Genomic DNA, 24,333 nt, shown 5'->3' with positions numbered 1-24,333 from the left:
GCCCTGAGGTCGAGACGAGGAGGCCTGTTGAACCGCACTCTGGGCCTGCGTCTGGCCGGAGTCCTGACTCTGATGTTCGGCTTCGGCCTGAGCGCGGTCGCCACCCAGCCCGACGGTGGGCACGCCGGCTTCATGTGGCCGGTCGGCCTGGCCTCGGGCGCCCTGGTGATCAGCCCGCGCCGGGCCACCCCGTACGTCGTCGCCGGCATCACCACGCTCACCTCGATCACCTTCCTCATCGGCGGCTACCCGGTCGGGGTCTCCCTCGGGTACTCGGTCGCGGTCACGATCGAGGCGATCGTCGCCCAGCGGGTGCTGACCCTCGGGTGGACCCGACGCTGGTCGCTGCTCGAGCCGAACGACCTGGGCCGCTTCTTCTTCGCCTGCGCCCTCAGCGCGCTGACCGGCGCCGGCGGTTTCGCTGCCGTGTCGGCGGCCAACAGCTTCGGGGTGCCGTGGCGCGTCGCGATCGCCGTGTTCGTCACCCACCTGGCGAGCGAGGCGCTCCTTCTCGGTCTGTTCAAGACCTACAGCGGCGCCAACGCCGTCTACTACGGCAACCTGGAGCGGATCGCCGCGTGGGTCCTCACCATCGGCGTCACCACGGCGGCGTTCATCCCGCGGGAGATGCCGAGCCTGGCGTTCCTGGTGATCCCGCTGCTGGGCTGGGTCGCCTTCCGCGCGCCGATGCGCGAGGGGCTGCTCCAGCTGCTGACCGTCGGGATCATCTCCAGCACGCTGAGCAACAGCGGCTACGGACCGTTCTCCGACCCGGCCCTGATGGACCGGCTCAACCCCGAGGCGCACCACCTCCCCCAGCAGGCGTTCCTGATCGCGTGCGCGATGGTCACGATCCCGTTCGCGATGGCGGTCTCCATGCAGCGCGCGAGTGCGAGCCAGGCGCTGCGCGAGCGCGCCCGCAGCGAGCGGCTGGTGCAGAGCGCCCGCGGCATCGCGATCATCGGCACCGACGAGCTCGGCCGGATCAATCTGTTCAGCCCCGGCGCGGAGGCGATCCTCGGCTACGCCCCGGAGGAGGTCTTCGGGCAGTCGACGCGGATGTTCCACACCGAGGCCGAGCTCGCCCGCCACGCCCGTGAGCTCGGCACCGACCCGACGTACGTCTCGGTCGTGCGGGCGACCGGCCAGCTGCCGCCGGGTACCGCGCGGACGTGGCAGTTCGTGCGCAAGGACGGCATCCCGCGGACGCTGTCCTTGATCCTGTCGCCGATCACCGACGACCACGGCGCCTTCGTCGGGTACGTCGCGACCGCCGACGACATCACCGACCGCATCGACGCCCAGAACGCGCTCCAGAAGGCCCTGGACACCGAGCGCCGGGCGGTGAAGCGGCTCACCGAGGTCGACCAGGTCAAGGACGCGTTCGTGTCCTCGGTCAGCCACGAGCTGCGCACGCCGATGACCAACATCGTCGGCTACCTCGAGCTGATGCAGGACGGCGTCTACGGAGTGCCGACGCCAGGTCAGACCGACGCGATGAGCCGTATCGACCTGAACGCTCGGCGCCTGCTCACCCTGATCGACGACCTGCTGACGCTCTCCAGCATGGAGAGCATCGACCAGCGGCGGCGCCGCGGGCAGGTCGACCTGGTTGGCGTGGTGCAGCGCGCCGTCGAGATCGTGAGACCCGGCCTGGAGAACCGCGAGCTGACGTTCGCGGTGGACGCGCCCGCGAACCCGGTCTCGATCACCGGGGACAACGGCGAGCTCGAGCGACTGGTCATCAACCTCGCCACCAACGCGGTGAAGTTCACCCCGGACGGCGGCACGATCACGGTGCGCTTGGCCGGTCCCCGCGACGGCTGCGGGCCGGTTCTCGAGGTCCAGGACACCGGCATCGGCATCCGCGAGGAGGACCGCTCGATGCTGTTCACCCGCTTCTTCCGAACCTCGCACGCCCATGAGCTCAATGTCCCCGGGTCAGGCCTCGGCCTCTCGATCGCCAAGGCGATCACCGAGGTGCACGGCGGCAAGATCAGCGCCAGCTCGGTGCACGGCCAGGGCTCGACGTTCCGGGTCGAGTTCCCGCGCCAGGAAGCAGCGGCTGCTCGATGAGGCCGGCGTGATCAAGTACCTCGGCTCCAAGCGGCTGCTGGTCGGCGTGCTGGGCGACATCGCCCAGGCCGTCGGGGCGAGTACCGCGCTCGACCTGTTCACCGGCACGACCCGGGTCGCCCAGGAGCTGAAGAGCCGCGGCCTGTTCGTCACGGCGGCCGACGTCGCGTCGTACTCGGGGGTGTTCTCCGACTGCTACATCGCCACCGACGCCGACTGCGTCGACCCCACCGAGGTACGAGCCGCGCTGGACGAGCTGGCGGCTCTGCCTGGCGTGCGCGGGTACGTCACCGAGACCTTCTGCGAGGCCTCGCGCTACTTCCAGCCGCACAACGGCATGCGGATCGACGCGATCCGCGACCACATCGAGGCCCGGTACGCCGCCAGCCCGCTGCGCCCGATCCTGCTGACCTCGCTCCTCGATGCCGCCGACCGGGTGGACTCCACGACCGGTCTGCAGATGGCCTATCTGAAGGCGTGGGCGCCGCGCTCGTACGAGGACCTGACGCTGCGCGAGCCGCAGCTGATCGCCGGCCCGGGACGCACCGTGGTCGGCGATGCGGCCGAAACAGCCCGCAGCACTCCGAGGGTCGACCTGGCCTACCTGGACCCGCCGTACAACCAGCACCGGTACTTCACGAACTACCACGTCTGGGAGACCCTGGTCCGATGGGACGCCCCCGAGCACTACGGCATCGCGTGCAAGCGCATCGACGCCCGGGATGACGTCACCAAGAGCCGGTTCAACCGCAAGCGCGAGATGCCGCAGGCGCTCGCCGAGCTGATCGCGTCGGTGAACGCCGAGACTGTGGTCGTCTCCTACAACGACGAGTCCTGGGTGACCCCGGAGGAGATGACCTCCTGGCTGCTCGACGCCGGGCACGAGGAGGTCGGCGTGCTGGCCTTCGACGCCAAGCGGTACGTCGGCGCGCAGATCGGCATCTTCAACGGTGCTGGGGAGAAGGTCGGCGAGGTCAAGAAGCTGCGCAACACCGAGCTGGTGTTCGTGGCCGGACCGAAGGAGAAGGTCGCCGCCGCGACGGCGGCACCGTCAGCGCTGGCTCAGAGGTAGAGGCCGGTCGGGCTGTCGCCCAAACGGTCTGCGGCGACCGCGTGCAGGTCGCGTTCACGCAGCACCACGTAGATCTCGCCGTGCACCTCGACCTCGGCCTTGTCCTCGGGGTCGAACAGCACCCGGTCGTCGACCTGGACCGAGCGGACCAGCGACCCGATACCGACGACGCGGCACCAGCTCAGGCGCTTGCCGCCCATGGCCGCGGTGGCGGGGATGAGGATGCCGCCGCTGGACTTCCGCTCACCGGCCTCCCGGTCGAGCACGACCAGGACCCGGTCGTGCAGCATCCGGATCGGGAGCTTCTCCCCCTCCGCCTGCTTGGTGGTGCGCTTGCTCACGAGGGTGTTACTTGGCGATCTTGCGGATCAGCGAGAAGACGACGACGAACCCGACCACGCCGCCGGCGACCTTGATGATGTTGTCGGTGCGCGGGCCGTTGGCGTCGACGAAGAAGCCCTTGATCGAGTTCACCTCGCGCTTGGCGATGGTCTTCGGGCTGGTCCGGTAGGCGAGCTGGTCGATCGTCGAGGCCAGCCGCGCACGCGTCTGCTCGATGTCGCTCTCGATCGAGCTCAGGTTCCTGTCTGCCACGACCACTCCTCGTCTCGGTGCCTGCGAGGGGAACGTTACCGTGTGGTCATGACTACCCGTCTTGCGCCCGGCGATGCCGCTCCCGACTTCGAGCTCCCCACCGACGACGGCGGGAAGATCCGCCTCAAGGACCTCCGTGGCGGCAAGGTCATCGTGTACTTCTACCCGGCCGCGATGACCCCCGGCTGCACCAAGCAGGCCTGCGACTTCACCGACAACATCGCCTCGCTCACGTCCGCCGGCTACACGGTCGTCGGCATCTCACCTGACACGCCTACGAGGCTCGCGAAGTTCCGGGAGCGCGACCACCTGACCATCGCGCTGGCCTCGGACGCCGACAAGAAGGTCATGCAGTCCTACGGCGCCTTCGGTGAGAAGAAGCTCTACGGCAAGGTCGTCGAGGGCGTCATCCGCTCGACGTTCGTGGTCGACGAGAAGGGCAAGGTCGAGGTCGCCCAGTACAACGTCAAGGCAACCGGTCACGTCGCCAAGCTGCGCCGGGACCTCGGGCTCGACGCCTGACCTACCTGCCGGGGATGGGCATCGGGAAATCCAGGATGCCCGTCAGGACTCCGAAGAAGAGTGCGATGACGCCGAAGATCGTCACGCACATGAAGACCACGCCGACAAACACCCCTCCGACAGCGAAGTCTCCGAGGATGTTCCTGCCGCGGCCCACTCCGCAACGATAGCCAGCGCACGGGCGGGACCGAGGTCTCGAGTCGGAATGTCGACGCTCGCCTATAACGTCGTTACATGACGGGGAGTCGTAGAAAGTACACGCGAGAACTGCTTGAGGACGTCGTCGCTCGGTCATCGTCGGTAGCAGACGTCTTGCGCCGACTCGGGCTCAACCAAGCCGGCGGAACGCACGCGCACATCAGTCGAACTATCAAGGCATTCGAGATAGACACATCTCATTTCGGCGCTTGGAAGCGCACCAACGACAGCCACAAGCGTCGGCTGAAGCCCGAGCAGATCCTCGTCCGGCTGACACCAGGTTCAAACCGCCAGAAGCCGCACCTGCTGCACCGAGCTCTCAGAGAGTCTGGCCGCCCCTACCGATGCGCTCTCTGCGGCATTGACGGGACCTGGCAGGGCGCCCCGCTCCGCCTAGAGGTCGACCACATCGACGGCGATTACCACAACAACGAGGAATGGAATCTGCGTTTCCTCTGTCCGAACTGCCACACACAGACAGACAACTTTTCAGGTCGGACCCGCGGCAAGTACGTGAACCAGACGGGCCAGCTCGCCCTGTTCAACACCCTCAAGCCGCCAGACGGCAGCGCCGCATAGACTCGAGCCCGAGCCGAAGTGGTGGAACGGTATACACGCAACGCTTAGGACGTTGTGCCTTCGGGTATAGGGGTTCGACTCCCCTCTTCGGCACTCAGCCCAGGATTGCGGCGACCTGGGGCGCCAGTTCACGCAGCGCCTTGCCGCGGTGCGAGATGGCGTCCTTGTCGTCCTTCGACAGCTCGGCGGTCGTGACGCCCGGCATGTCGTCCGCGACGAACACCACGTCGTAGCCGAAGCCGCCGGCGCCGCGGACCTCGCGGATCACGCTTCCGTCCATCCGGCCCTCGACGACCAGCTCTCCGCCGTCGTGCACGAAGGCGACGACGCTGACGAAGTACGCCGTGCGCCGCTCGTCGGGGACGTCGTGCAGCTGGTCGAGCAGCAGCTGGTTGTTGCGGTCGTCGCTCTTGGGCAGACCGGACCAGCGAGCCGAGAGCACGCCGGGCATCCCGTTGAGCGCATCGACGCAGAGCCCGCTGTCGTCGGCAACCGTCGGCAGGCCGGTCTTCTCGAAGCCGACCCGTGCCTTGAGCAGCGCGTTGCCGGTGAAGTCGGGCTGGTCCTCGACCGGCTCGTCGTACGGGGTCACGTCGTCGAGCCCGAGCACCTTCACGCCCGGCAGCGCCTCACCGAGGATGCGCTCCATCTCGATGAGCTTCTTGGCGTTGCGCGACGCCAGGAAGACCTGGGTTTCGACAGGCTCAACCAACGGGGGTCGCCAACGCTTCGTGCTGGAGCCGGGTGAGGTCCGCGCAGCCCTTCTCGGCCAGCGCGAGCAGAGCGTCCAGCTCGGTGCGCGAGAACGGAGCGCCCTCGGCGGTGCCCTGGACCTCGATGAAGGCGCCCGCGCCGTTCATCACCACGTTCATGTCGGTCTCGGCGCGGACGTCCTCCTCGTAGGGGAGGTCGAGGCGTGGAACGCCGTCGATGATCCCGACCGAGACGGCGGCGACGGAAGAGACCAGCGGCTCGCCGGCCAACGCGCCCTCGGCCTTGAGGTGGGCGACGGCATCCGCAAGCGCGACGTAGGCGCCGGTGATCGCCGCGGTGCGGGTACCGCCGTCGGCCTGGAGCACGTCGCAGTCGAGGACGATGGTGTTCTCCCCCAGCGCCTTGTAGTCGATCGCAGCGCGCAGCGAGCGGCCGATCAGGCGCGAGATCTCGTGGGTGCGACCACCGATGCGGCCCTTGACCGACTCGCGGTCCGACCGGGTGTTCGTGGCCGACGGGAGCATCGCGTACTCGGCGGTGACCCAGCCCAGGCCCGAGCCCTTGCGCCAGCGCGGGACGCCGACCGAGGCGGACGCGGCGCAGAGCACCTTGGTCCGGCCGAACTCGACCAGCACCGAGCCGGCGGGGTGGTCCTGCCAGTTCCGGGTGAACGTGATCGGGCGGAGTTCGTCGTCGGCACGGCCGTCTGCTCGGGTCATGGGCAGAACCCTACGCAGACGCACCGACGCCGGCGTCCTCGGGAGGGAGGACACCGGCGTCGGCTGAGAAGGCGTCCGGGAACGCTCAGGGCGAGGAGCTACTTGACCTCGGCTCGCAGCACCCGCCACAGGCCGGCGAGGAACGGCAGGATCACCCAGATCGTCGCCGTGACTGCCAGCTGGGTCCACTCGGTCCCGGTCAGGTTGCCGGTGTCGCCCAGCGGACCCTGCGCGGTGCCGAAGTCGATCCACGGAGCCGAGTCCTGGAGGGCCGGGATCACGTTGAACAGGATCGAGAACACCGTCGGGACCACGAAGTACAGCACGATCGCGGCCGCCGAGTTCAGCAGCAGCAGACCGAAGGCCAGACCCTGGAGGATCCCGGTGACCTGGAGGATCCCGAACTTCACGATGTCGATCCCGCCGAAGTCGCGGTACGGGTCGTGCCCGCCGAAGACCGTGGTCGCGAGGAACGCGACCGCGACGGCGATCGCGAACGCAGCGACACCGACCAGCAGGGCGCCGAGAACCTTCGCCCAGAGGACTCGACCGCGGTGCGGCTCGAGGGCGAACGTCACCATCCCGGTGCGCTGGCTCCACTCCTGGGTGACCAGCAGGATGCCGAGCACCGGCAGCAGGAAGCCCTGCGGGGCTCCGGAGAACTGCATGAAGTTGTAGAAGGTCCGGTCCTGGTCGTGGCCGAAGATCCCGAAGATCGTGCTCGCGATGACCGCGACACCACCCATCGTGACCATCAGCCAGAATCCCGACCGGGTGTCGGTCATCTTGCGCAGCTCGACCTTGATCAGCCGGCTCATCGGCACGCGCGGCGTGCGCGAGACGTCTAGCTTCGCGCCGTACGGGGCGGTTGCGGTGCTCATGCGGAAACTCCTTGGGTGTTGATGGACTCGCGCGCGTCGTCGGCGGTGAGCTCGAGGAACATCTCCTCCAGGCCGGCACCCTCGGCGGGCCGCAGCTCGGCCAGCACGACTCCGGCGGCCGCAGCCGCACGGCCGACGACGATCGGGTCGCACTCGGCACGGAAGCCGCCGTCACCGGACGGCAGCGCCTTGATGCCGGCCTCGGCGAGGGCGGCGGTGAGCTTCTCCGGCGACTCCGGCTTCACGAAGGTGCCCGCGGTCTGCAGCAGCTCGGCCTTGGTGCCCTGCTTGACGATCTTGCCGCGACCGATGAGCACCATGTCGTCGGCGATCATCTCGACCTCGTGCAGCAGGTGCGAGGACAGCAGCACCGTGCCGCCGCGCTCGGCGTAGCCGCGCAGCAGGGTCCGCATCCAGTGGATGCCGGCCGGGTCGAGACCGTTGGCAGGCTCGTCGAGGATCAGCACCGACGGGTCGCCGATCAGCGCGTTCGCGATACCGAGGCGCTGGCGCATGCCGAGCGAGTAGTTGCGCACCCGGCGCTTGGACTCGCTCTCGGTGAGGCCCACGAGCTCGAGCATCTCGTCGACGCGCTTCTCCTTCAGGCCCATGGTCAGGGCGGAGAGCGCCAGCACCTCTCGGCCGGTCCGGCCCGCGTGCTGGGCCGAGGCGTCCAAGAGGACACCGACGTGCAGGCCGGGGTTGGGGATGTCGTGGTACTTCAAGCCGCCGATGGTCGCCGTGCCGCGGTCCGGGGGCGTGAGCCCGACCATGATCCGCATGCTGGTCGACTTGCCGGCGCCGTTGGGCCCGAGAAAACCGGTCACCCGACCGGGCTGAGCCACGAAGGACACGTCGTCGACGGCGGTGTAGTCGCCGTACCTCTTGGTCACACCTTCGAGTTTGATCATGGGTCCAGCCTCGCCGATCAGCGCAACCGAATACATCGGACCGCGGGCTCGATCTGGGGTAGACGAAAGTAGGGGGTGCTCGGAACCCCGGTCGCTGGTCGCGGACCGTACAGGATCCCTAGCCTGGGGTGGTGCAGGAAGCAACGCCGGAGATCTACGACCAGCCGCTGTCGCGGTGGAGTCGGGTCTGGCGCGTCCTGCTCGCGCTGGTCATCTCGGGCCTAGCCTGGGGAAACATCGCGTACCACCAGTGGAACGGCAACCAGGTCTGGTTCTGGGTCGACCTGGCGGGCGGGATCGTCTCGTTCGTCCTCGTGCGCTACCGGCGTCGTTGGCCCTACCCGGTGGCACTCATCCTCACCGCCTTCGGGTTCTTCTCGATGTCCTCGGCGGGCCCCGGCGTCTGGGCCGTGGTGTCCCTCTGCCGTCGCCGCAACCTGCGACAGATCGTTCCGATCGCCCTGACCAACGTGCTGGCCACCCAGGTCTATGCGCTCTACGACCCTTCGAAGGACTCCAGCCCGGCGTGGGTGAACTTCGCGTTCACGCTGGTGGTCACCGTCGCGGTGGTCGCCTTCGGCATGTACATCGGATCCCGCCTCGAGCTGGTCTGGACGCTGAAGCAACGCGCGATCGACGCCGAGGCCGAGCAGGGCCTGCGCGTGGAGCAGGCGCGGTCCGCGGAGCGCGAACGGATCGCCCGGGAGATGCACGACGTCCTCGCCCACCGGATCTCGCTCGTCACGATGCACGCCGGCGCCCTCGCCTACCGCACCGACCTCCCGCCCGAGCAGGTGCGCGAGACCGCCGAGCTGATCCAGACCAAGGCGCACGAAGCGCTGGCCGACCTGCGCCAGGTGCTGGGCGTGCTGCGCGGCACCGAGCACGGCGACCGACCGCAACCGACGCTCTCCGACCTCGGCGAGCTGGTCGAGGAAGCGACCACGAGCGGGATGACCGTCGACTTCGCCGACGAGACCGGCCCGGAGGCGCCGGCCGAGCAGACCGGCCGCACCGTCTACCGGATCGTCCAGGAGGCGCTGACCAACGCCCGCAAGCACGCGATCGGCGCCCACGTCGCGGTCCGCGTGACCGGGAGCCCGGACGACGGCGTCACGGTCAGCGTCAGCAACGCCCGCCGCGTCGGCGTCCAGGGCATGCCGACCACTCCCGGTGCCGGCCTCGGCCTGGTCGGCCTGCGCGAGCGCGCCGAGCTCGCCGGCGGCTCGCTGGCGGTGGTGCAGGACAGCGCGACCTTCACCCTGCGAGGCTGGCTCCCGTGGAGCCCGGGGAGCCAAGGATGAGTGCAGGGTGAGCGAGAGCCCGATCAAGGTCGTCATCGTCGATGACGACCCGCTGGTCCGTAGCGGGCTGGCGATGATCCTCGGCGGCAGCCGCGAGATCGAGGTGGTCGGCCAGGCCGGCGACGGGCTCGCCGGGCTCGAGGTGGTCGAGCACCACCGACCGGACGTGGTGCTGATGGACATCCGGATGCCGCTGATGGACGGGATCGAGGCCACCACCGCGCTCGTGGCCCGGGAGGCGCCGCCCGCGGTGATCGTGCTGACCACCTTCGACGCCGACGACTACGTGCTCCGCGCGCTGGCCGCGGGCGCGAGCGGGTTCCTGCTCAAGGACACCCCGCCCGAGCAGATCGTCGAGGCGATCCACAAGGTCGCCGACGGCGAGCCGATGCTCTCCCCCAGCGTCACCTCGACACTCATCCAGCAGGTCACGACCCACCAGTCACCGGACCGCAGCGACGCCCTCGCCCGGATGGGGCGCCTCACCGAGCGCGAGCACGAGGTCGCCCTCGCGGTCGGTCGCGGTCTGAGCAACGCCGAGATCGCCGCCGAGCTCTACCTGAGCGTGCCGACCGTGAAGGCGCACATCGGCCGGCTGTTCACCAAGCTCGAGGTCGAGAACCGGGTGCAGATCGCGTTGTGCGTGCACGACGCCGGGCTGGCCTAGTCTGCGCGCGTCCGGCACCAGGTTTCGACTGGCTCAACCAGCGAGCATCAGATGTCGTAGGTCTTGCCCGGGACCGCGAGCTCGACCGGGCCGTCCCAGGTTAGGTGCGACTCCTCGAGCATCACCGCGCAGTCGTGCCACGGCGGCACGTGCGTGATCACGAGGCGCTTGGCACCCGCCTGGCTGGCCATCGTGCCGGCTTCGGCGCCGGTCAGGTGCAGGTCCGGCGGGTTGTCCGCGCCCTCGAGGAACGAGGCCTCGCAGAGGAAGAAGTCGGCGTCGCGCGCAGTCTCGACCAGGGCGTCGCAGGTCCCGGTGTCGCCCGAGTAGGCCAGCACCTTGCCGTCCGCCTCGATCCGCAGCCCGTACGCCGTCACCGGGTGCGCCACGCGGCGGGCGGTGATCGTGAACGGGCCCACCGTGAACGGGGCATCGGGGTAGACGATGAAGTCGAACTCCTCGTTCATCCCCGGGTCCTCGTCGAGGTCGTAGGCCTTGGCCATCCGCCGGTCGGTGTCCTCCGGACCCCAGACCGGGATCTTCGGGCAGTGCCCGTTCGGGTGGTAGCGACGCAGCACGTAGAAGCCGGTCAGGTCCAGGCAGTGGTCGGCGTGCAGGTGCGAGAGCACCACCGCCTCGACCGTGGTCGGGTCGATGTACTGGTGCAGCACGCCGAGCGCGCCGCTGCCCATGTCGATGAGCATCCGGTAGTTGCGACCCTCGAAGTCGGACTCCAGCAGGTAGCAGCTCGCGGGCGAGTCCGGGCCCGGGTAGGACCCGGAGGCCCCGATCACGGTCAGCCTCACAGGTTCACCACCTGGGCAGCGGTCCAGGCGCTCGGCGAGCCCCCGGCGTACTGGGAGACGCTCTGAAGCTCGGGACCGAGGAACCGGCGACCGATGGTGGCGAACTCACCAGGCTGCCCGGTGGTCAGGAACTGGTGCGCCGGAGGCGTTCCGCCGGCAGCGCGCTCAAGGCCGCGCGAGGTCAGCGTGCGGTAGACGTCCTTCGCGCACTCCTCCGCACTGCTCACCAAGGTGACGTCCTCGCCCATGACGTAGGAGATGACACCGGTCAGCAACGGGTAGTGGGTGCAGCCCAGGACCAGGGTGTCGACACCGGCCTCGACGAGCGGGTCGAGGTACTCGTGGGCGACCTCGATGAGCTCAGAACCGCCGGTCACGCCGTTCTCGACGAACTCGACGAACCGCGGGCAGGCCTGGGTGGTCAGGGTGACGTGCGGGGCGGCGGCGAACGCGTCGTCGTAGGCCTGCGACTCGGCGGTGGCGCGGGTGCAGATCACGCCGATCCGACCGCTGTGCGTGGCCGCGACCGCGCGCCGGGTGGCGGGCAGGATCACCTCGACGACCGGTACGTCGTACCGCTCGCGGGCGTCGCGGAGCATGGCCGCGCTGGCGGAGTTGCACGCGATGACCAGCATCTTCACGCCGACGTCGACCAGGTGGTCAAGACATTCCAGGGCGTACTCGCGGACCTCGCCGATCGGCTTGGGCCCGTACGGCTGGCGCGCGGTGTCACCCAGGTAGAGGACGGACTCGTCCGGAAGCTGGTCGATCACCGCCCGGGCCACGGTGAGACCACCAAACCCCGAGTCGAAGATGCCGATGGGTGAGTCCGCCACGCGAACAGGCTAGTGGTGATCGTCCGTTTTGGGGACGACCGCGACCCACATCACGTCCCGCTTGTTCCCTGGGGCACACTTTTCGCGGTCCGCGTCAGGCCGAGCAGGAACACCAGCAGGCCCAGACCTGCGAGCCCGGCCCCGACCAGGCTCGGCGCGCGGTAGCCGTGGCCGTCCGCGATCACCACGGCCCCGAGCCAGGCGCCCAGGCCGTTCGCGATGTTGAGCGCGGAGTGGTTCAGGGCCGCCCCGAGCATCTCGGCGTCCCCCGCCGAGTGCATCAGCCGGATCTGCAGGTTGATCGCCAGCACCGAGCCGAGCACACCGACTCCGAGGACCATCAGCCACAGCGCGAGGGGGAAGCCCGCCACCGCGACGACGGCGAGCAGTACCCCGACGATGGCGAGGAAGCCGACCACGATCGCACGGACGTTGTCCCAGTCCGCCAGTCGACCGGCGAGCCAGGACCCGAAGACCGAGCCGATGCCGAAGGCGAGCAGGAACCACGGGATCGCCGAGCGCGACAGGTCCGCGACATCGGTGACCAGCGGAGCGACGTAGGAGTACATCGCGAAGATGCCGCCGAACCCGATCATCCCCGCGCCCAGGGCGAACAGCACCTGGGGCTTGGTCAGCGCGGTCAGCTCGCCGCGGATCGTGGCGCTGCGGTTGCCGGGCGAGGACGGGACGAAGGCCAGGATGCCGACCATCGTCACCACGGTGATCCCGAGCACGGCCCAGTAGGCGCTGCGCCAGCCGAGACCCTGGCCGAGCCAGGTGCTCGCCGGGACACCGGCCACCGTCGCGACCGAGAGGCCGAGCATCACGCCGCTCACGGCCCGTCCGCGCCGGTCCTCGGGAACGAGCGACGCCGCGATCAGCGAGGCGACCCCGAAGTAGGCGCCGTGCGGGAGACCGGCGAGGAACCGGGCGACCATCACCTGGCTGTACCCGTGCGCCACCGCGGTGACCGCGTTGCCGATCCCGAGCGCCAGCACCAGGGCGACAGCCAGACCGCGGCGCGGAAGGCGGGCGCCGAGCGAGACGATCACCGGTGCGCCCACCACGACCCCGAGCGCGTAGGCCGAGATGATGTGGCCGGTCGTCGGGATCGAGCGGTGGATGCCGTCCGCGATCTCCGGGAGCAGACCCATGGTCACGAACTCCGTGGTGCCGATCGCGAATCCGCCGAGCGCGAGGGCGGTGATGGCGAGGCCGACGTGGGTCGCCCGGGTTTCGGCACGGGTTTCGACAGGCTCAACCGTCACGGTCGAATCGGTCGGCTGGGCCGTCACGTCACTGCTCACCACAGGACAAGTCTCGGCGACCCGGGTTCATTCCGGCGACCGGGTTTCGGGACGGTTGCAGCGCAACCTCCTCAACCGACGCGGCGGGTCCGGTAGAGCCACCACAGGCCGACCATCGGCAGCACCAGCGGCACCCAGCCGTAGCCGGCTCCGAAGTCCGACCAGACGCTGGCCTCGGGGAACTTGTCGGTGGCGAGCAGGCTGCTCAGGCCCACCGCCAGCACCCCGAGCAGCTCGAAGGAGACGGTCGCCAGCGCGATCCGGCGCCGCCCGGTGGCCAGCGCCCAGGTGGCGACGACGTAGATCACGGCGGCCAGGATCGAGAGCGAGTACGGGAACGGCGCGTCGCTGAACTTGGTGGTCAGCTCGAAGGTCGCCCGGCCGCTCGCGGCGAACGCCAGGATGCCGTAGACGAAGACGATGACGCGGCCGAAACCGCGGCTGGTCGCCGCCCGGCCCGCCTTCTCAGACATGGGCCGACCAGAGGTCGTGCAGCCGCAGGAACAGCACCGGCAGCACCAGCACGCCGACGAGCAGCACCGCGGTGCCGCTGCGGCTCTTCTCCGAGGCCGACCACAGGAACGCCACCGGCAGGATCAGCAGCGCGCCGATCAGGTAGGCCAGGTAGGCGGCCACCGAGACGCCGTCGTGGTTGTCGGCCACCCGGACCACGCCCCACACCAGCTGGACCACCAGGCCCACCTGGAGCGCGACGAGGCCGAAGAACCCGACGTTGGTGACCTGCTCGTCACGGACGATGTGCCAGACCAGGACCAGCGCCACCAGGGCAGCCAGGACCGAGAGGACGACCTGAAGCTCGTTCATGCCCAGAGCTGGCCTTCGAGCTTCTCCTCCGCCTCGTCGATGGTGCCCTCGTAGGCACCGGTCGAGAGGTACTTCCAGCCACCGTCGGCGACCACGAACGCGATGTCGGCGCGCTCCCCCGCCTTGACCGCCTTGGCGGCCTGACCCAGCGCGGCGTGCAGGATCGCGCCGGTCGAGATGCCGGCGAAGATGCCCTCGGACTCGAGCAGCTCGCGCACCCGGCGTACGGCGTCACGCGGGCCGACCGAGAAGCGCGAGTCGATCAGCGAGGCGTCGTACAGCTCGGGGACGAAGCCCTCGTCGAGGTTGCGCAGGCCGTAGACGAGCTCGCCGTAGCGCGGCTCCGCCGCCACGATCTTCACGTCCGGCTTGGCCTGGCGGAAGTAGCGGGAGACGCCCATCAGCGTCCCGGTGGTCCCGAGACCGGCCACGAAGTGGGTGATCTCCGGGAGGTCGGCGAGGATCTCCGGGCCGGTGCCCTCCTCGTGCGCGAGCGCGTTCGCCGCGTTGCCGTACTGGTAGAGCATCACCCAGTCGGGGTGCTCGGCCGCCATCTGCTTGGCGACCCGGACGGCCTCGTTGGAGCCACCGGCGGCGGGCGAGGAGTAGATCTCGGCGCCCCACATCCGCAGCAGCTGGCGGCGCTCCTCGGAGGTGTTCTCCGGCATCACGAAGACGGCGCGGTAGCCCTTCATCTTCGCGGCCATCGCCAGCGAGATGCCGGTGTTGCCCGAGGTCGGCTCCAGGATCGTGCAGCCGGGACGGAGCAGTCCGTCCTTCTCGCCCTGCTCGATCATCTTCAGGGCCGGACGGTCCTTGATCGAGCCGGTCGGGTTGCGGTCCTCGAGCTTCGCCCAGATCCGCACGTCCGGGCTCGGCGACAGCGTGGGCAGCCCGACCAGCGGCGTACCGCCGACGGACTCGAGCAGGCTGTCGAAGCGCACGTCAGCCGCCGGCGACCGCGGGAAGGATGACGACGACGTCGCCGTCGGCGAGCTCCTTGGCGAGCCCGCCCTCGAAGCGCACGTCCTCGTCGTTGACGTAGACGTTGATGAACCGGCGCAGCTCACCGTTCTCCAGCAGCCGGTCGCCCAGGCCCGGGTGGCTGCCGTCCAGGTTCGCGATCAGGTCGGCCAGGGTTGCGCCGTCGGCGTCGACGGCCTTCTCGCCGTTCGTGTACGTACGCAGGATCGTGGGGATCCGGACCTCGATGGCCATGTCGCTCCTCTAGGCGCTTTCCGTCAGCTGTTCAACGACCTCGACCGGTTCCTCGGTCACGTCGCCGTCGATGATTCTGTACGACCTGAACTCCACCGGGCCGTCACTATTCCCATGTTCCCGTGTGGAAACGAGCACATAGTGCGCTCCTGGCTCGTTGGCCAGCCCGATGTCGGTGCGGCTCGGGTAGGCCTCGGTCGCAGTGTGCGAGTGGTAGATCACCACCGGCTCCTCGTCCTTGGCCCACATCTCCTTGTAGAGCGCGAGCAGCTCTGAGGAGTCGAACTCGTAGAAGGTCGGCGATCCGGCGGCGTTGATCATCGGCACGTGCCGCGTCGCCGCGTCCGACCCCTCGGGGCCGGCGACGATGCCGCACGCCTCGTCCGGGTGGTCCCGCTTGGCGTGCGCCACGATGGCGTCGTACGTCGCCTGGTCGAGTCTCAACACGTGGACAAGCGTAGGCGACAGCGCCGTCCGGGAGGCACGAGGCCCACGCTCCGGACGGCGCTGCCGTGGGGGTGTCAGGGCAGGAAGTACATCGGGTTCGGGACCTTGAACGTCTTGTCGGCGAATCCGCCGGTCAGGTCGCTGTACTGGTCACCGAAGTTGGCGACGATGTCGTAGCCCATCGACTCGATGTGCTGCCGGGTCAGCGACTTGTACTGGACCGTGGTGCACACCGGCGTCGAGGTCGCACAGCTGGAGAGCCAGGGCGCACTGAGGTCCTTCAGGTACAGCTGCGCGTTCGGGACGGCCGGGTACCCGACGCTCTGCAGGTTGGCCTGGGTCCCGGCGCGCTGGGACTCGGGGCGACCGGTCAGGAAGAACACGGTGTAGCCGTGGTCCTGGGCCCAGCTGACCAGCGCCGGCATCCCCGGCACCGCTGGGAACACACCCGCGTTGACGAAGGCAGCGTTCGTCGTGGGGTTGTAGACGAAGTTGCTGTAGATCTCGTAGCTGTAGGTGTTCAGCGTGGTGTCGTCGACGTCGAACAGCACCGCCTTCTGGCCGTGCGCGTGGTGATGGTGGTGGTGACCGCGGTACGGGTCCTCGAGGTAGGCCTGGGCGTGCGCCTCGATGCCCGCCATCTCCTTCACGTACGCACTGGTCGAGGAGAAGGTGTGCAGCGCCTTGTCGCCGCCGTCGATGCTGTTGTCGACCGGGTCGACCTGGGCGGTGGTGGTGTCGCCGTAGTAGCCCTTGATGGCGGTCTTCACCTGGTCGATGTTCTGGATCTGCGACGCGCTGGTGGGACTGGCCGGCGGGGCGGGCACCGCGACGTGGCCTCCCGCGACGGCGGACCCGGTCAGGGTCAGCCCGAGGGCGGCGCCGGCGAGCGCCAGCACGGTGAGCGTACGTCGGGAATTGCGTGTGATCGCCTGGGCGATCCGGACTCGAGCGAACAACGAGACCTCCGAGAGAGTGGGGAACGGCTCCGATCAGCCGTGGCTCTCATACCCAGCCGGCGTCCCGGATAACCGGTGGCCGGGGAAACCTGCGGTGAACGCTTCAGGAGGCAGCGTGGACGAGCGTCTCCTGGAGGTAGCCGACCCACTCGTAGATGTCGTGCACCTGTCCCTCGGGGTCGTCATCCGGCAGCGCGTACCAGCGCTCCTCGTCCCCCTCCTCGATGCCGAGCCGGGTCGCGATCGCCAGCCGCATGTCGGTGAACGAGCGCATCCAGGTGACGGCGGCCTGCGGCCCGAGCTCGACGTCGATGAAGACGCCGTCCTCGGGCTGCTCGTCGAGGCCCGCCTCCTCGAGGGTGTCGATGATGGTGGCGGCGCCGGCGGCCTTGCCGTTGCGCAGGTCCGACTCGGTGTAGCGGCGGAACTCGGCGGCGGCCTCGGCGTCCTCGGGGTAGGCCGTCGGGAAGAGCCGTGCCAGCACCGGGTCCTCGGGCACCAACGTCGGCCCGGAGAAGTCCAGCAGCTGCTCCAGCGGGTCGAGGGTCTCCGGGGCGGCGACCTCGTTGCGCAGCAGCTCGATCAGCTGGCCGGCCAGCGAGCGCAGCAGGTCCGCCTCGAACGCGCTGAAGGTCGCCGCGCAGACACCGGTCTTCTTGACGCGCGTGAAGCCGCTCACGGGGTGTCAGCCTTCTGCATCGTCGCCCACAGCCCGTACTCGTGCATCGCCTGCACGTCGCGCTCCATCTCCTCGCGGCTGCCGGTGGAGACCACCGAGCGGCCGTCGTGGTGCACCTCGAGCATCAGCTTCTCGGCCTTCTTCTTCGAGTACTTGAAGTACGTCGTGAAGACGAAGGTCACGTACGACATCAGGTTCACCGGGTCGTTCCACACGATGGTGACCCAGGGAGTCGCCAGCAGGGTGAGGTCGTCGGTGACCGGTTCGTCGAGCTCGATCGGGCTGGGAGCTGACATGGGACCAGCGTAGTCAGTCGACGACGGCGCGGAGCTCGGCGATGCGTCCCTCGCCGTCGACCCGGATCGTGTCGATCACCCGCACCACCATGTTCTCCTCGCCCAGCGGGACGGTGATGGTGAAGTGGAACGACGCGAAGTCGCCGGCGACCAGGACCGGACCGGTCAGCTCGGTGCTGAACGGCATCCCGAAGGACTTCTCGAAGAACCCGCGCACGGCGTCGATTCCGACGTTCGGCGGGGTGCCGATCGGGTCCTCCTGGTAGGCGTCGTCGGCGAACACCGCCAGCGTCCCCTCCAGGTCCTGACGGCCCACGGCCGCGACGTAGCTCTCGATCAGCGCGTGGATCTCTTCCTTGGTCGCCATGGCGCCACCTTGTCAGATGGCGCGGCTAGCCTCAGCACATGCCCACCCACATCGGTTTCCTGCGCGCGGTGAACATCGGGAAACGGCAGTACAAGACCGCCGACCTCCGCGCCGCACTGACCGGCGCCGGGTACGACGACGTGGACACCTACATCCAGACCGGCAACGTCCGGATCACGACGCCGCTGCGCTCGCGGGCCAAGGTCCAGGACGAGCTCGAGGCGCTGTTCCTCGCCGACCGCGGATTCGAGGTGCCCACCATGGTGTTCACCCCGGCCGAGCTGCGCACCCTGGTCGAGGAGGCATCCGAGGTCCCGGAGAAGAAGCCGGAGTACGCGCACTACGTGAGCCTGCTCCAGCAGCCGGCCACCGCGGCGCAGGCGGCGGCAGGTGCCGCGCTGAGCCTTCCGGGCGAGACCGTGGTGGTCCACGGCAGGGCGGTGCACCTGCTCTACGACATCCCCTACGGGCAGGCCAAGCTCTCGAACCCCAAGCTGGAGAAGGCAGTCGGACCCGCCACGAACCGCAGCCTCAAGGTGCTGACGGAGATCGTGGATCGCTGGTGCTGAGGGGTTTCGACAGGCTCAACCAGCACGGGTAAGGAGGTTTCGACAGGCTCAACCAGCACGGGCAAGGAGGTTTCGACAGGCTCAACCAGCACGGGTGAAGTGCGCCTTGCGGGCCGCGCGCCGCAGGGTGGCCAGGATCGCCGGCCCGGTGACCAGGATCAGCACCACGTTGGTCAGCCCGCGGACCAGGTCCCAGCCGAGCGAGGTCGAGAACGAGAACACGAAGAACCGGTGCAGGTTCTCGGTGATCGGGGCACCGGCGATGAAGCTGAGCGAGGTCCGTTCCCCCAGGCCGAACGGCCAGAACGACAGGTTCTGCAGCACGCCGTAGGCGACTCCCGAGATCGCTCCGTAGACGGTCAGCATCGCCAGCTCCCACCGACCGGTGAGCGGCGGCAGCAGCCCGGCGAACAGCCCGACGATCGCGGCGCCGAGCATCTGGTACGGCAACCAGGGCCCGACGCCGCCGGTGAAGAGCGCCGAGCCGAACAGCGTGGTCGCGCCGAGCACGAACCCGAAGCCGGCCCCGAAGACACGCCCTCCCAGGATCAGCAGGAAGAACACGGTCTCGATGCCGGCAGTCCCGGCGCCCAGCGGGCGGATCGCCGCGCCGATCGCCGAGAGCACCCCGAGCATCGCGACCGCCTTCGGGTCCAGGCCGCCCTCGCTGATCTCGAAGAGCACCACGGCCAGCACGACCGGCAGCAGCGAGCCGAGGATCAGTGGCGCGGCCTCGTTGCCCGACAGTGAGGACCCCGGGGTGACCAGCAGCGGCCAGGCGAAGGCGATCAGGCCGGCGACCACGGCCAGGGCGATGGCGATCGTGGAGCGCGGGCGGAGGGCGATCGCAGGGACGACGGTGCTCATCGGCGTTCTCCGAAGGCGCGAACCACGTCGTCCATCGCGAGCAGACCGCCGCCGAGCACCTTGCTGATCTGCGGCGCGAACGCGGGGCTCGACGTCACGACGTCACGGGTCGGACCGTCGGCGACGATCTCGCCGCCCGCCATCACGACCACCCGGTCGGCGACGATCGCGGTGAACTCGACGTCGTGGGTCGACAGCAGCACCGCGTGGCCGTCGTCCGCGAGCCCGCGGAGCACCTCGGCGAGCGCTGCCTTGCCCTGGTAGTCCAGACCGCGGGTCGGCTCGTCGAGCATCAGCACGTCCGGGCGCGCGGTGAGCTGCACCGCGAGCACCAGTCCGAGGCGCTGTCCCTCGGACAGGTCGCGCGGATGGGTGGCCGGATCGATGTCGGGCAGGATCCGGTCCAGCAGCTCGCGGCAGGTTCCGGGAGCGGACCGGGTCTCCGTGTCGGCCTGGGCGCACTCGGCCCCCACGGTCGACAGGTAGAGCAGGTCGGTCGGGGTCTGAGGCACCAGCCCGACCCGGGTACGGCGCACCGCCGGCGCGAGGTCGCCAGGGTCCACAGCGTCGTCGCCACCACCGAGGGTCACCGAGCCGCCCGAGCGTCGGCCCGAGCCCTGCAGCGCCCAGAGCAGGCTGGACTTGCCGGCACCGTTGCGGCCCATCAGCGCCACCACCTCGCCGGCGTACAGGTCCAGGTCGACCTCTCGCACGGCGACCAGGTCACCGTGCCGGACCGAGACGGAGCGAGCGGACAGAACGATCGGGTTTCGAGGCAGGCGCTGGGGCGCCTGCACCTCAACCACCGAGGACTGGAGGTCCCCCGCCAACCGCCGGGCGTCCCGCACCGACAACGGCAGCGGCGACCAGTCGGCCCAGCGGCCGAGCTCGACGACCGGTGGCGCCACCGTCGCGGTGCGCATCACCGCAGCGGGCTCTCCCGACTCGACGGCTCCGTCGACGACGTGCACGACGCGGTCGGCGTAGGCGAGGACCCGCTCGACGCGGTGCTCGGCGACCACCACGGTGATGCCGAGGTCGTGAACCAGGCGGGTGATCGCGGCCAGCACCTCCTCGGCGCCGGTCGGGTCCAGGGCCGAGGTCGGCTCGTCGAGCACCAGCACCTTCGGGTGCGCGGTCAGCACGGCGCCGATCGCGACCCGCTGCTGCTGGCCGCCGGACAGGTCGGCCAGCGGGGCGTCGCGGAGCTCGGCGATGCCGAGAAGGTCGAGCGTCTCCTCGACCCGCTTGCGCATCACCTCGGGCGGCAGGCCGAGCTGCTCCATCCCGTAGGCGAGCTCCTCCTCGACCGTGTCGGTGACGAACCCGGCCAGCGGGTCCTGGCCGACGACCCCGACGAGGTCGGCCAGGTCGCGCGGCCGGTGCGCGCTGGTCTCGCGACCGTGGACGGTGACGGTGCCGGTGACGGTTCCGCCGGTCGAGTACGGGACCAGTCCGTTGAGCAGGCCGAGCAGGGTGCTCTTGCCCGAGCCGGTGCGGCCCACGACCAGCACGAGCTCTCCCTCGGAGATCGACAGGTCCACCTCGCGCAGCACCGGCTCGACAGCGTCGGCGTAGGTCACCGAGACGTCGCGCAGCTCGATCGCGGTCATCCGGCCACCTCCTCGAGCTCGCGGCGTACCGGGGCGGCGGCTCGGTGGCTGCTCGGCGTCGGCGGGGTGACGAAGGCGGGCAGAGCCGCGATCAGGATCCCCACGGTCGCGAGCAACGGAAGCGTCGGCGCCGCGATCGGCTGCAACGGCATCACCAGCTGGTGGCTGTCGACGTTGCGGCTGATCCCCATCGCCGTAGCCGTCACCACTCCGGACAGCACGGTGAGGGTCTCCGGCAGCCGCCACGGGTCGGACCGGTAGCTGGTCACCCGGACCTCGCGGCCGCCCAGGGCCAGTCCCCCGGCTGAGGACAACAAGCCGAGCACCAGCAGCGGAACGCCCCAGTGGCCGGTGGTGTGCTCGGAGTCGAGGACGCCGTACATCCCGAACGCCAGCGCGAGCAGCCCCCCGAGCGTCAGCGTCCCGGTGAGCAACCGACGGGTTCCGTCGGCCTCGCGCCTGCTGCCGTACCCGCGGGACTCCATCGCGGCGGCCAGCATCAGCGAGCGGTCCAAGGTGTCCTGGAGCACCGGCAGCGCGACCTGCGACAGCGCGCGCAGACCGAGGCCGGACTCGCCGCGCAGCAACCGCGCCCGGTAGACCCGCTGCACGCTCTCGGCGAGCTGGGGCGCGACGCTGACGGAGACGACCACGGCCGTGCCGACCTCGTGCAGCGCGTTCGGCATCGACCGCAGCAACCGCTTCGGGTTGGCCAGGGCGTTCGCGCCACCGATCGCGATCACCAGGGTCGCGAGCTTGACGCCCTCGAGGACGGCGGCGAGCCAGCCCTCGAGGTAGACCGGACCGAGCACGTTGATGCCGGCGGCCCAGTCCGGCAGTCCCACGGTCGGCAGGTCGAAGAGCTTGTGGTCGCCCCACTTGAACCCGACCAGCACGTGCAGCACCACCCGGAAGAGCACGATCACGATGCCGAGCCCGACGTAGATCCGGAACGCGCGGGCCCAGGGCGAGTCGGACCGTCGGGCCGCCACGACCAGGGTGACGACACCGAGGATCAGCGCCAGGAGCAGCGGATTCGTGGTCATGCTTGCCGCCACGGCGAGCCCGATCGCCCAGCCCCACCAGGCGAGCGGGTGCAGCGCGCGCGGCAGCTGGGCGTTCATCAGGCCTTGCGCCTGCTGACGGACTTGGCGGCTGCCGCTCCTCCGAGCAGCACGACGAGGACGACGCCCCAGACCCAGGAGCGGTTGCCCCCCGAACCGCCGTCGCGCACGGCCTTGTTCTCCACCGAGTCCGCAGCGTCCGTCGCCTGGTCCGGGGCTGCCACGTCGTCGGTCGCCTGAGCCGTCGGCCCGCCCGTGGCGGTCGCCTCCGGGTCCGTCGGCCTGCCCGAGGTCGACGCGGTGGCATCCGGTGCGGTCGGCGTGCTGCCGCTGCTGGCGTGGCCGGTGGAGTCCGGCTTGACCACCGGGTTCGAGGCCCCGGACGTCGGGTGGCTGACCGGACGGCTGGGCGTCGAGGTCGGCTTGGGGGTCGGCGTGCTCGCGGTTCCCGGCGGCGCGGACGTCGGAGCGGACCCACCGCCGAACCGCCAGCCTTCGACGGTGCCGGGCTTCGGGTTGTAGCTGCCACCGCCGGTACTGCTGTAGGACCAGGAGCCACCGGGCTTGGCGTGGAAGTACGCCCAGTACGCGCTCTGCGGCGGCATCGACGGGCAAGCGTGGTCGGGGTAGCTGTTGATCGAGCAGATGGCTCCGGTGCCGTTGCCGGTGGCGAAGGTCAGGCTGAAGCCGGCCTTGCTCAGTGCCTGGTAGCCGGACACCGGATCTCCCGCGGCGCACCCGACCTCGGTGTGGTCGGGGAACTGCACCAGCACCGTCACGCCGGACGACCCTGAGCAGGCGGCGGCCTGCGCCGGCGCAGGGAGCACCAGAGCGGCTGCGGCCAGCAGCAGAACAGCGAACGAGCGGTGCAGCATGAAAGTCTCCGCAGACCTCGACGGATGGAACCGGCGCATCAGGTGTTCCGGCTCGTCGTCAGTCCCGGGACGGACGACCTACGGTTGCGGGTCAGCGCCGGATTCGCACCGGCTTCCCCTGAAGGCCCTAGCGGTTCAATCTACCCGAGGGAACGACCCGCCCACGTCCACGCGTAGGCGGGATCCTCGACCGCCAGGCCGCCCTCACCGAGCTCGAGCGGGCGGAAGGTGTCCACCATCACCGCGGACTCGTCGAAGTACTCCACGCCGATGGACGCCTCGATGGCCGACGGCTGCGGTCCGTGGGCGTAGCCACCGGGGTGCAGCGAGATCGAGCCGAGGCCGATGCCGCTGCCCTTGCGGGCCTCGTAGTCGCCGGCGACGTAGAACATCACCTCGTCGGAGTCGACGTTGGAGTGGTAGTACGGCACCGGGATCGACTGCGGGTGGTAGTCGACCTTGCGCGGTAGGAAGTTGCAGACCACGAAGTTCCAGCCCTCGAAGACCTGGTGCACCGGCGGCGGCTGGTGCACCTTGCCGGTGATCGGCATGTAGTCCTCGACGTTGAACGTGTACGGGTAGAGGCAGCCGTCCCAGCCGACCACGTCGAACGGGTGCGTCGCGTAGGTGAGGCGGGTGCCGACCAGGCCGCTCGGCCCGTTGCCGCGGTGCTTGACCAGGACCGGGACGTCCTCGCCCTCGGCGTGGGTTTCGACAAGCTCAACCAGCGAGTGGGGGCCGTGCAGGTCGCGCTCGCAGTACGGCGCGTGCTCGAGCAGCTGGCCGTAGCGGGACAGGTAGCGCTTCGGAGGCCCGATGTGGCTGTTGCCCTCGATCGCATACAGCCGGCTCGGTTCGGCCGGCAGCCAGCGGTGGGTGGTGGCCCGCGGCAGGATCACGTAGTCCCCGGTCCGGTAGGTCAGCGCGCCGAAGACCGTCTCGACCGTGCCGGACCCGCTCTCGACGTACACGCACTCGTCGCCGACGGCGTTGCGGTACAGCGGCGAGTCGACCAGCGCCAGGCCGTAGGAGATCCGGACGTCGCCGTTGCCGAGGATCAGCCGCCGGTGCTCCACGGCGTTGCTGTCGGCCGGCGCGTTGTCGAGCAGCTCGTGCAGCCGGAGGTGTCGCGGCTTGAGCGGATGGTTGGGCGTGGTGCCGAGGTCGCCCAGCTCCCACACCTCGCTGCCGGTGATCGCCGACGGCACTCCCGAGTGGTAGAGCAGCGAGGAGTCCGAGGAGAACCCCTCTTCTCCCATCAGCTCCTCGTAACGAAGATTGCCGTGGTCGTCACGGAAGGCGGTGTGACGCGTCTTCGGCACCTCGCCGACGGATCTGTAATACGCCATGCAGCCAGCCTGCCACTAA

The 24,333-nt window shown here is 69.6% G+C and carries 31 protein-coding genes, 1 tRNA gene and 1 riboswitch; of the genes, 8 read left to right on the top strand and 24 right to left on the bottom strand.

From position 1 onward, the window contains the following. Positions 1 to 27: 27 nt before the first annotated feature. Together EFL95_RS06560 and EFL95_RS06555 are read left to right on the top strand one after the other, a co-directional pair. A complete protein-coding gene (locus tag EFL95_RS06560) occupies positions 28 to 2,076 on the top strand; it encodes an ATP-binding protein (protein ID WP_123233236.1) in 2,049 nt (682 codons plus the stop codon). Between the two features lie 7 nt (positions 2,077 to 2,083). Continuing rightward, on the top strand, positions 2,084 to 3,148 hold the full coding sequence (locus tag EFL95_RS06555) for a DNA adenine methylase (RefSeq protein WP_123233235.1): 1,065 nt from the start codon (positions 2,084 to 2,086) through the stop codon (positions 3,146 to 3,148). On the opposite strand, the gene EFL95_RS06550 is transcribed toward EFL95_RS06555, so the two are convergent. Both EFL95_RS06550 and EFL95_RS06545 read right to left on the bottom strand, forming a co-directional pair. Beyond that, a complete protein-coding gene (locus EFL95_RS06550) occupies positions 3,139 to 3,438 on the bottom strand; it encodes a GroES family chaperonin (protein WP_123234830.1) in 300 nt (99 codons plus the stop codon). The genes EFL95_RS06555 and EFL95_RS06550 overlap by 10 nt on opposite strands. A gap of 58 nt (positions 3,439 to 3,496) precedes the next feature. After that, positions 3,497 to 3,742 carry a DUF3618 domain-containing protein gene (locus EFL95_RS06545; protein WP_246004830.1) on the bottom strand — a complete coding sequence of 82 codons (246 nt, stop codon included), beginning with the start codon at positions 3,740 to 3,742 and terminating at the stop codon, positions 3,497 to 3,499. A 48-nt stretch (positions 3,743 to 3,790) separates the two neighbouring features. Here EFL95_RS06545 and bcp point away from each other — a divergent pair, with 48 nt between their 5' ends. After that, positions 3,791 to 4,264, top strand: coding sequence for a thioredoxin-dependent thiol peroxidase (gene bcp / locus EFL95_RS06540; protein WP_123234829.1), 474 nt, complete (start codon positions 3,791 to 3,793; stop codon positions 4,262 to 4,264). Position 4,265: 1 nt separating this feature from the next. Here the strand turns inward: bcp and EFL95_RS19435 are convergent, their stop codons facing one another. Continuing rightward, positions 4,266 to 4,421 (bottom strand): hypothetical protein, encoded by a 156-nt coding sequence (locus tag EFL95_RS19435; protein WP_183407066.1) that lies wholly within the window; start codon positions 4,419 to 4,421, stop codon positions 4,266 to 4,268. Between the two features lie 155 nt (positions 4,422 to 4,576). On the opposite strand from EFL95_RS19435, the gene EFL95_RS06535 reads away from it, so the two are divergent. Then, positions 4,577 to 5,041, top strand: a complete 465-nt coding sequence (locus EFL95_RS06535; protein WP_221176342.1) for an HNH endonuclease signature motif containing protein — start codon at positions 4,577 to 4,579, stop codon at positions 5,039 to 5,041. Positions 5,042 to 5,053: 12 nt separating this feature from the next. After that, positions 5,054 to 5,134: transfer RNA gene (locus tag EFL95_RS06530), tRNA-Leu, on the top strand. Position 5,135: 1 nt separating this feature from the next. Here the strand turns inward: EFL95_RS06530 and rdgB are convergent. The 4 genes from rdgB to EFL95_RS06510 all read right to left on the bottom strand — a co-directional run bounded on the left by rdgB (position 5,136) and on the right by EFL95_RS06510 (position 8,266). Then, positions 5,136 to 5,753 carry an RdgB/HAM1 family non-canonical purine NTP pyrophosphatase gene (rdgB, locus tag EFL95_RS06525; protein WP_123233232.1) on the bottom strand — a complete coding sequence of 206 codons (618 nt, stop codon included), beginning with the start codon at positions 5,751 to 5,753 and terminating at the stop codon, positions 5,136 to 5,138. Then, positions 5,746 to 6,474 carry a ribonuclease PH gene (gene rph / locus EFL95_RS06520; protein WP_123233231.1) on the bottom strand — a complete coding sequence of 243 codons (729 nt, stop codon included), beginning with the start codon at positions 6,472 to 6,474 and terminating at the stop codon, positions 5,746 to 5,748. The genes rdgB and rph overlap by 8 nt, the downstream gene beginning before the upstream one ends. A 98-nt stretch (positions 6,475 to 6,572) precedes the next feature. Next, positions 6,573 to 7,355 (bottom strand): ABC transporter permease subunit, encoded by a 783-nt coding sequence (locus EFL95_RS06515; protein ID WP_123233230.1) that lies wholly within the window; start codon positions 7,353 to 7,355, stop codon positions 6,573 to 6,575. After that, positions 7,352 to 8,266 (bottom strand): ABC transporter ATP-binding protein, encoded by a 915-nt coding sequence (locus EFL95_RS06510; protein WP_123234828.1) that lies wholly within the window; start codon positions 8,264 to 8,266, stop codon positions 7,352 to 7,354. The genes EFL95_RS06515 and EFL95_RS06510 overlap by 4 nt, the downstream gene beginning before the upstream one ends. A gap of 131 nt (positions 8,267 to 8,397) precedes the next feature. On the opposite strand from EFL95_RS06510, the gene EFL95_RS06505 reads away from it, so the two are divergent. Beyond that, a complete protein-coding gene (locus EFL95_RS06505; protein WP_123234827.1) occupies positions 8,398 to 9,570 on the top strand; it encodes a sensor histidine kinase in 1,173 nt (390 codons plus the stop codon). Between the two features lie 7 nt (positions 9,571 to 9,577). Next, positions 9,578 to 10,237, top strand: a complete 660-nt coding sequence (locus tag EFL95_RS06500; protein ID WP_123233229.1) for a response regulator — start codon at positions 9,578 to 9,580, stop codon at positions 10,235 to 10,237. Between the two features lie 47 nt (positions 10,238 to 10,284). On the opposite strand, the gene EFL95_RS06495 is transcribed toward EFL95_RS06500, so the two are convergent. From EFL95_RS06495 to EFL95_RS06440, 12 genes are all read right to left on the bottom strand, one after another. Then, positions 10,285 to 11,043 (bottom strand): MBL fold metallo-hydrolase, encoded by a 759-nt coding sequence (locus EFL95_RS06495; RefSeq protein WP_123233228.1) that lies wholly within the window; start codon positions 11,041 to 11,043, stop codon positions 10,285 to 10,287. Further along, positions 11,040 to 11,879, bottom strand: coding sequence for a glutamate racemase (gene murI, locus EFL95_RS06490; protein WP_123233227.1), 840 nt, complete (start codon positions 11,877 to 11,879; stop codon positions 11,040 to 11,042). The genes EFL95_RS06495 and murI overlap by 4 nt, the downstream gene beginning before the upstream one ends. A 50-nt stretch (positions 11,880 to 11,929) precedes the next feature. Continuing rightward, a complete protein-coding gene (locus EFL95_RS06485) occupies positions 11,930 to 13,147 on the bottom strand; it encodes an MFS transporter (protein ID WP_246004829.1) in 1,218 nt (405 codons plus the stop codon). Between the two features lie 110 nt (positions 13,148 to 13,257). After that, positions 13,258 to 13,659 (bottom strand): hypothetical protein, encoded by a 402-nt coding sequence (locus EFL95_RS06480; protein ID WP_123233226.1) that lies wholly within the window; start codon positions 13,657 to 13,659, stop codon positions 13,258 to 13,260. Then, positions 13,652 to 14,011, bottom strand: a complete 360-nt coding sequence (locus EFL95_RS06475) for a hypothetical protein (RefSeq protein WP_123233225.1) — start codon at positions 14,009 to 14,011, stop codon at positions 13,652 to 13,654. Before EFL95_RS06475 ends, EFL95_RS06480 begins: the two co-directional genes overlap by 8 nt. After that, entirely contained in the window at positions 14,008 to 14,955 is a 948-nt protein-coding gene (locus tag EFL95_RS06470; protein ID WP_123233224.1) for a PLP-dependent cysteine synthase family protein, read from the bottom strand. Before EFL95_RS06470 ends, EFL95_RS06475 begins: the two co-directional genes overlap by 4 nt. Before the next feature lies 1 nt (position 14,956). Next, positions 14,957 to 15,229: a MoaD/ThiS family protein gene (locus EFL95_RS06465; protein WP_123233223.1), complete on the bottom strand. Its 273-nt coding sequence runs from the start codon at positions 15,227 to 15,229 to the stop codon at positions 14,957 to 14,959. Positions 15,230 to 15,238: 9 nt separating this feature from the next. Beyond that, positions 15,239 to 15,676, bottom strand: a complete 438-nt coding sequence (locus EFL95_RS06460) for a M67 family metallopeptidase (protein WP_123233222.1) — start codon at positions 15,674 to 15,676, stop codon at positions 15,239 to 15,241. Positions 15,677 to 15,750: 74 nt separating this feature from the next. After that, positions 15,751 to 16,635, bottom strand: a complete 885-nt coding sequence (locus EFL95_RS06455; protein ID WP_148044996.1) for an HAD family acid phosphatase — start codon at positions 16,633 to 16,635, stop codon at positions 15,751 to 15,753. A gap of 103 nt (positions 16,636 to 16,738) precedes the next feature. After that, positions 16,739 to 17,314 carry a DUF2017 domain-containing protein gene (locus tag EFL95_RS06450; protein WP_123233220.1) on the bottom strand — a complete coding sequence of 192 codons (576 nt, stop codon included), beginning with the start codon at positions 17,312 to 17,314 and terminating at the stop codon, positions 16,739 to 16,741. After that, entirely contained in the window at positions 17,311 to 17,610 is a 300-nt protein-coding gene (gene clpS / locus EFL95_RS06445; protein WP_123233219.1) for an ATP-dependent Clp protease adapter ClpS, read from the bottom strand. Before clpS ends, EFL95_RS06450 begins: the two co-directional genes overlap by 4 nt. Before the next feature lie 13 nt (positions 17,611 to 17,623). Then, the gene (locus EFL95_RS06440) at positions 17,624 to 17,977 is read right to left on the bottom strand and encodes a nuclear transport factor 2 family protein (protein ID WP_123233218.1); all 354 of its coding nucleotides are present in this window, start codon (positions 17,975 to 17,977) and stop codon (positions 17,624 to 17,626) included. Positions 17,978 to 18,015: 38 nt separating this feature from the next. Here EFL95_RS06440 and EFL95_RS06435 point away from each other — a divergent pair, with 38 nt between their 5' ends. Beyond that, a complete protein-coding gene (locus tag EFL95_RS06435; RefSeq protein ID WP_123233217.1) occupies positions 18,016 to 18,546 on the top strand; it encodes a DUF1697 domain-containing protein in 531 nt (176 codons plus the stop codon). A gap of 81 nt (positions 18,547 to 18,627) precedes the next feature. On the opposite strand, the gene EFL95_RS06430 is transcribed toward EFL95_RS06435, so the two are convergent. From EFL95_RS06430 to EFL95_RS06410, 5 genes are all read right to left on the bottom strand, one after another. Then, positions 18,628 to 19,413, bottom strand: a complete 786-nt coding sequence (locus tag EFL95_RS06430) for an ECF transporter S component (RefSeq protein WP_123233216.1) — start codon at positions 19,411 to 19,413, stop codon at positions 18,628 to 18,630. Further along, on the bottom strand, positions 19,410 to 21,026 hold the full coding sequence (locus EFL95_RS06425) for an ABC transporter ATP-binding protein (RefSeq protein WP_123233215.1): 1,617 nt from the start codon (positions 21,024 to 21,026) through the stop codon (positions 19,410 to 19,412). Before EFL95_RS06425 ends, EFL95_RS06430 begins: the two co-directional genes overlap by 4 nt. Further along, entirely contained in the window at positions 21,023 to 22,150 is a 1,128-nt protein-coding gene (locus tag EFL95_RS06420) for a CbiQ family ECF transporter T component (RefSeq protein ID WP_123233214.1), read from the bottom strand. Before EFL95_RS06420 ends, EFL95_RS06425 begins: the two co-directional genes overlap by 4 nt. Continuing rightward, the gene (locus EFL95_RS19430) at positions 22,150 to 22,965 is read right to left on the bottom strand and encodes a hypothetical protein (protein ID WP_183407065.1); all 816 of its coding nucleotides are present in this window, start codon (positions 22,963 to 22,965) and stop codon (positions 22,150 to 22,152) included. Before EFL95_RS19430 ends, EFL95_RS06420 begins: the two co-directional genes overlap by 1 nt. Positions 22,966 to 23,006: 41 nt before the next feature. Further along, positions 23,007 to 23,083, bottom strand: a riboswitch (cobalamin riboswitch). Positions 23,084 to 23,105: 22 nt separating this feature from the next. After that, positions 23,106 to 24,314: a homogentisate 1,2-dioxygenase gene (locus EFL95_RS06410; protein ID WP_123233213.1), complete on the bottom strand. Its 1,209-nt coding sequence runs from the start codon at positions 24,312 to 24,314 to the stop codon at positions 23,106 to 23,108. Positions 24,315 to 24,333: the final 19 nt, after the last annotated feature.

The organism is Nocardioides marmorisolisilvae (assembly GCF_003725775.1).
GTDB classification, from domain to species: domain Bacteria; phylum Actinomycetota; class Actinomycetes; order Propionibacteriales; family Nocardioidaceae; genus Marmoricola; species Marmoricola marmorisolisilvae.
The sequence above is the reverse complement of the archived record's forward strand: the minus strand, read 5'-3'. Positions and strand labels throughout refer to the sequence as shown.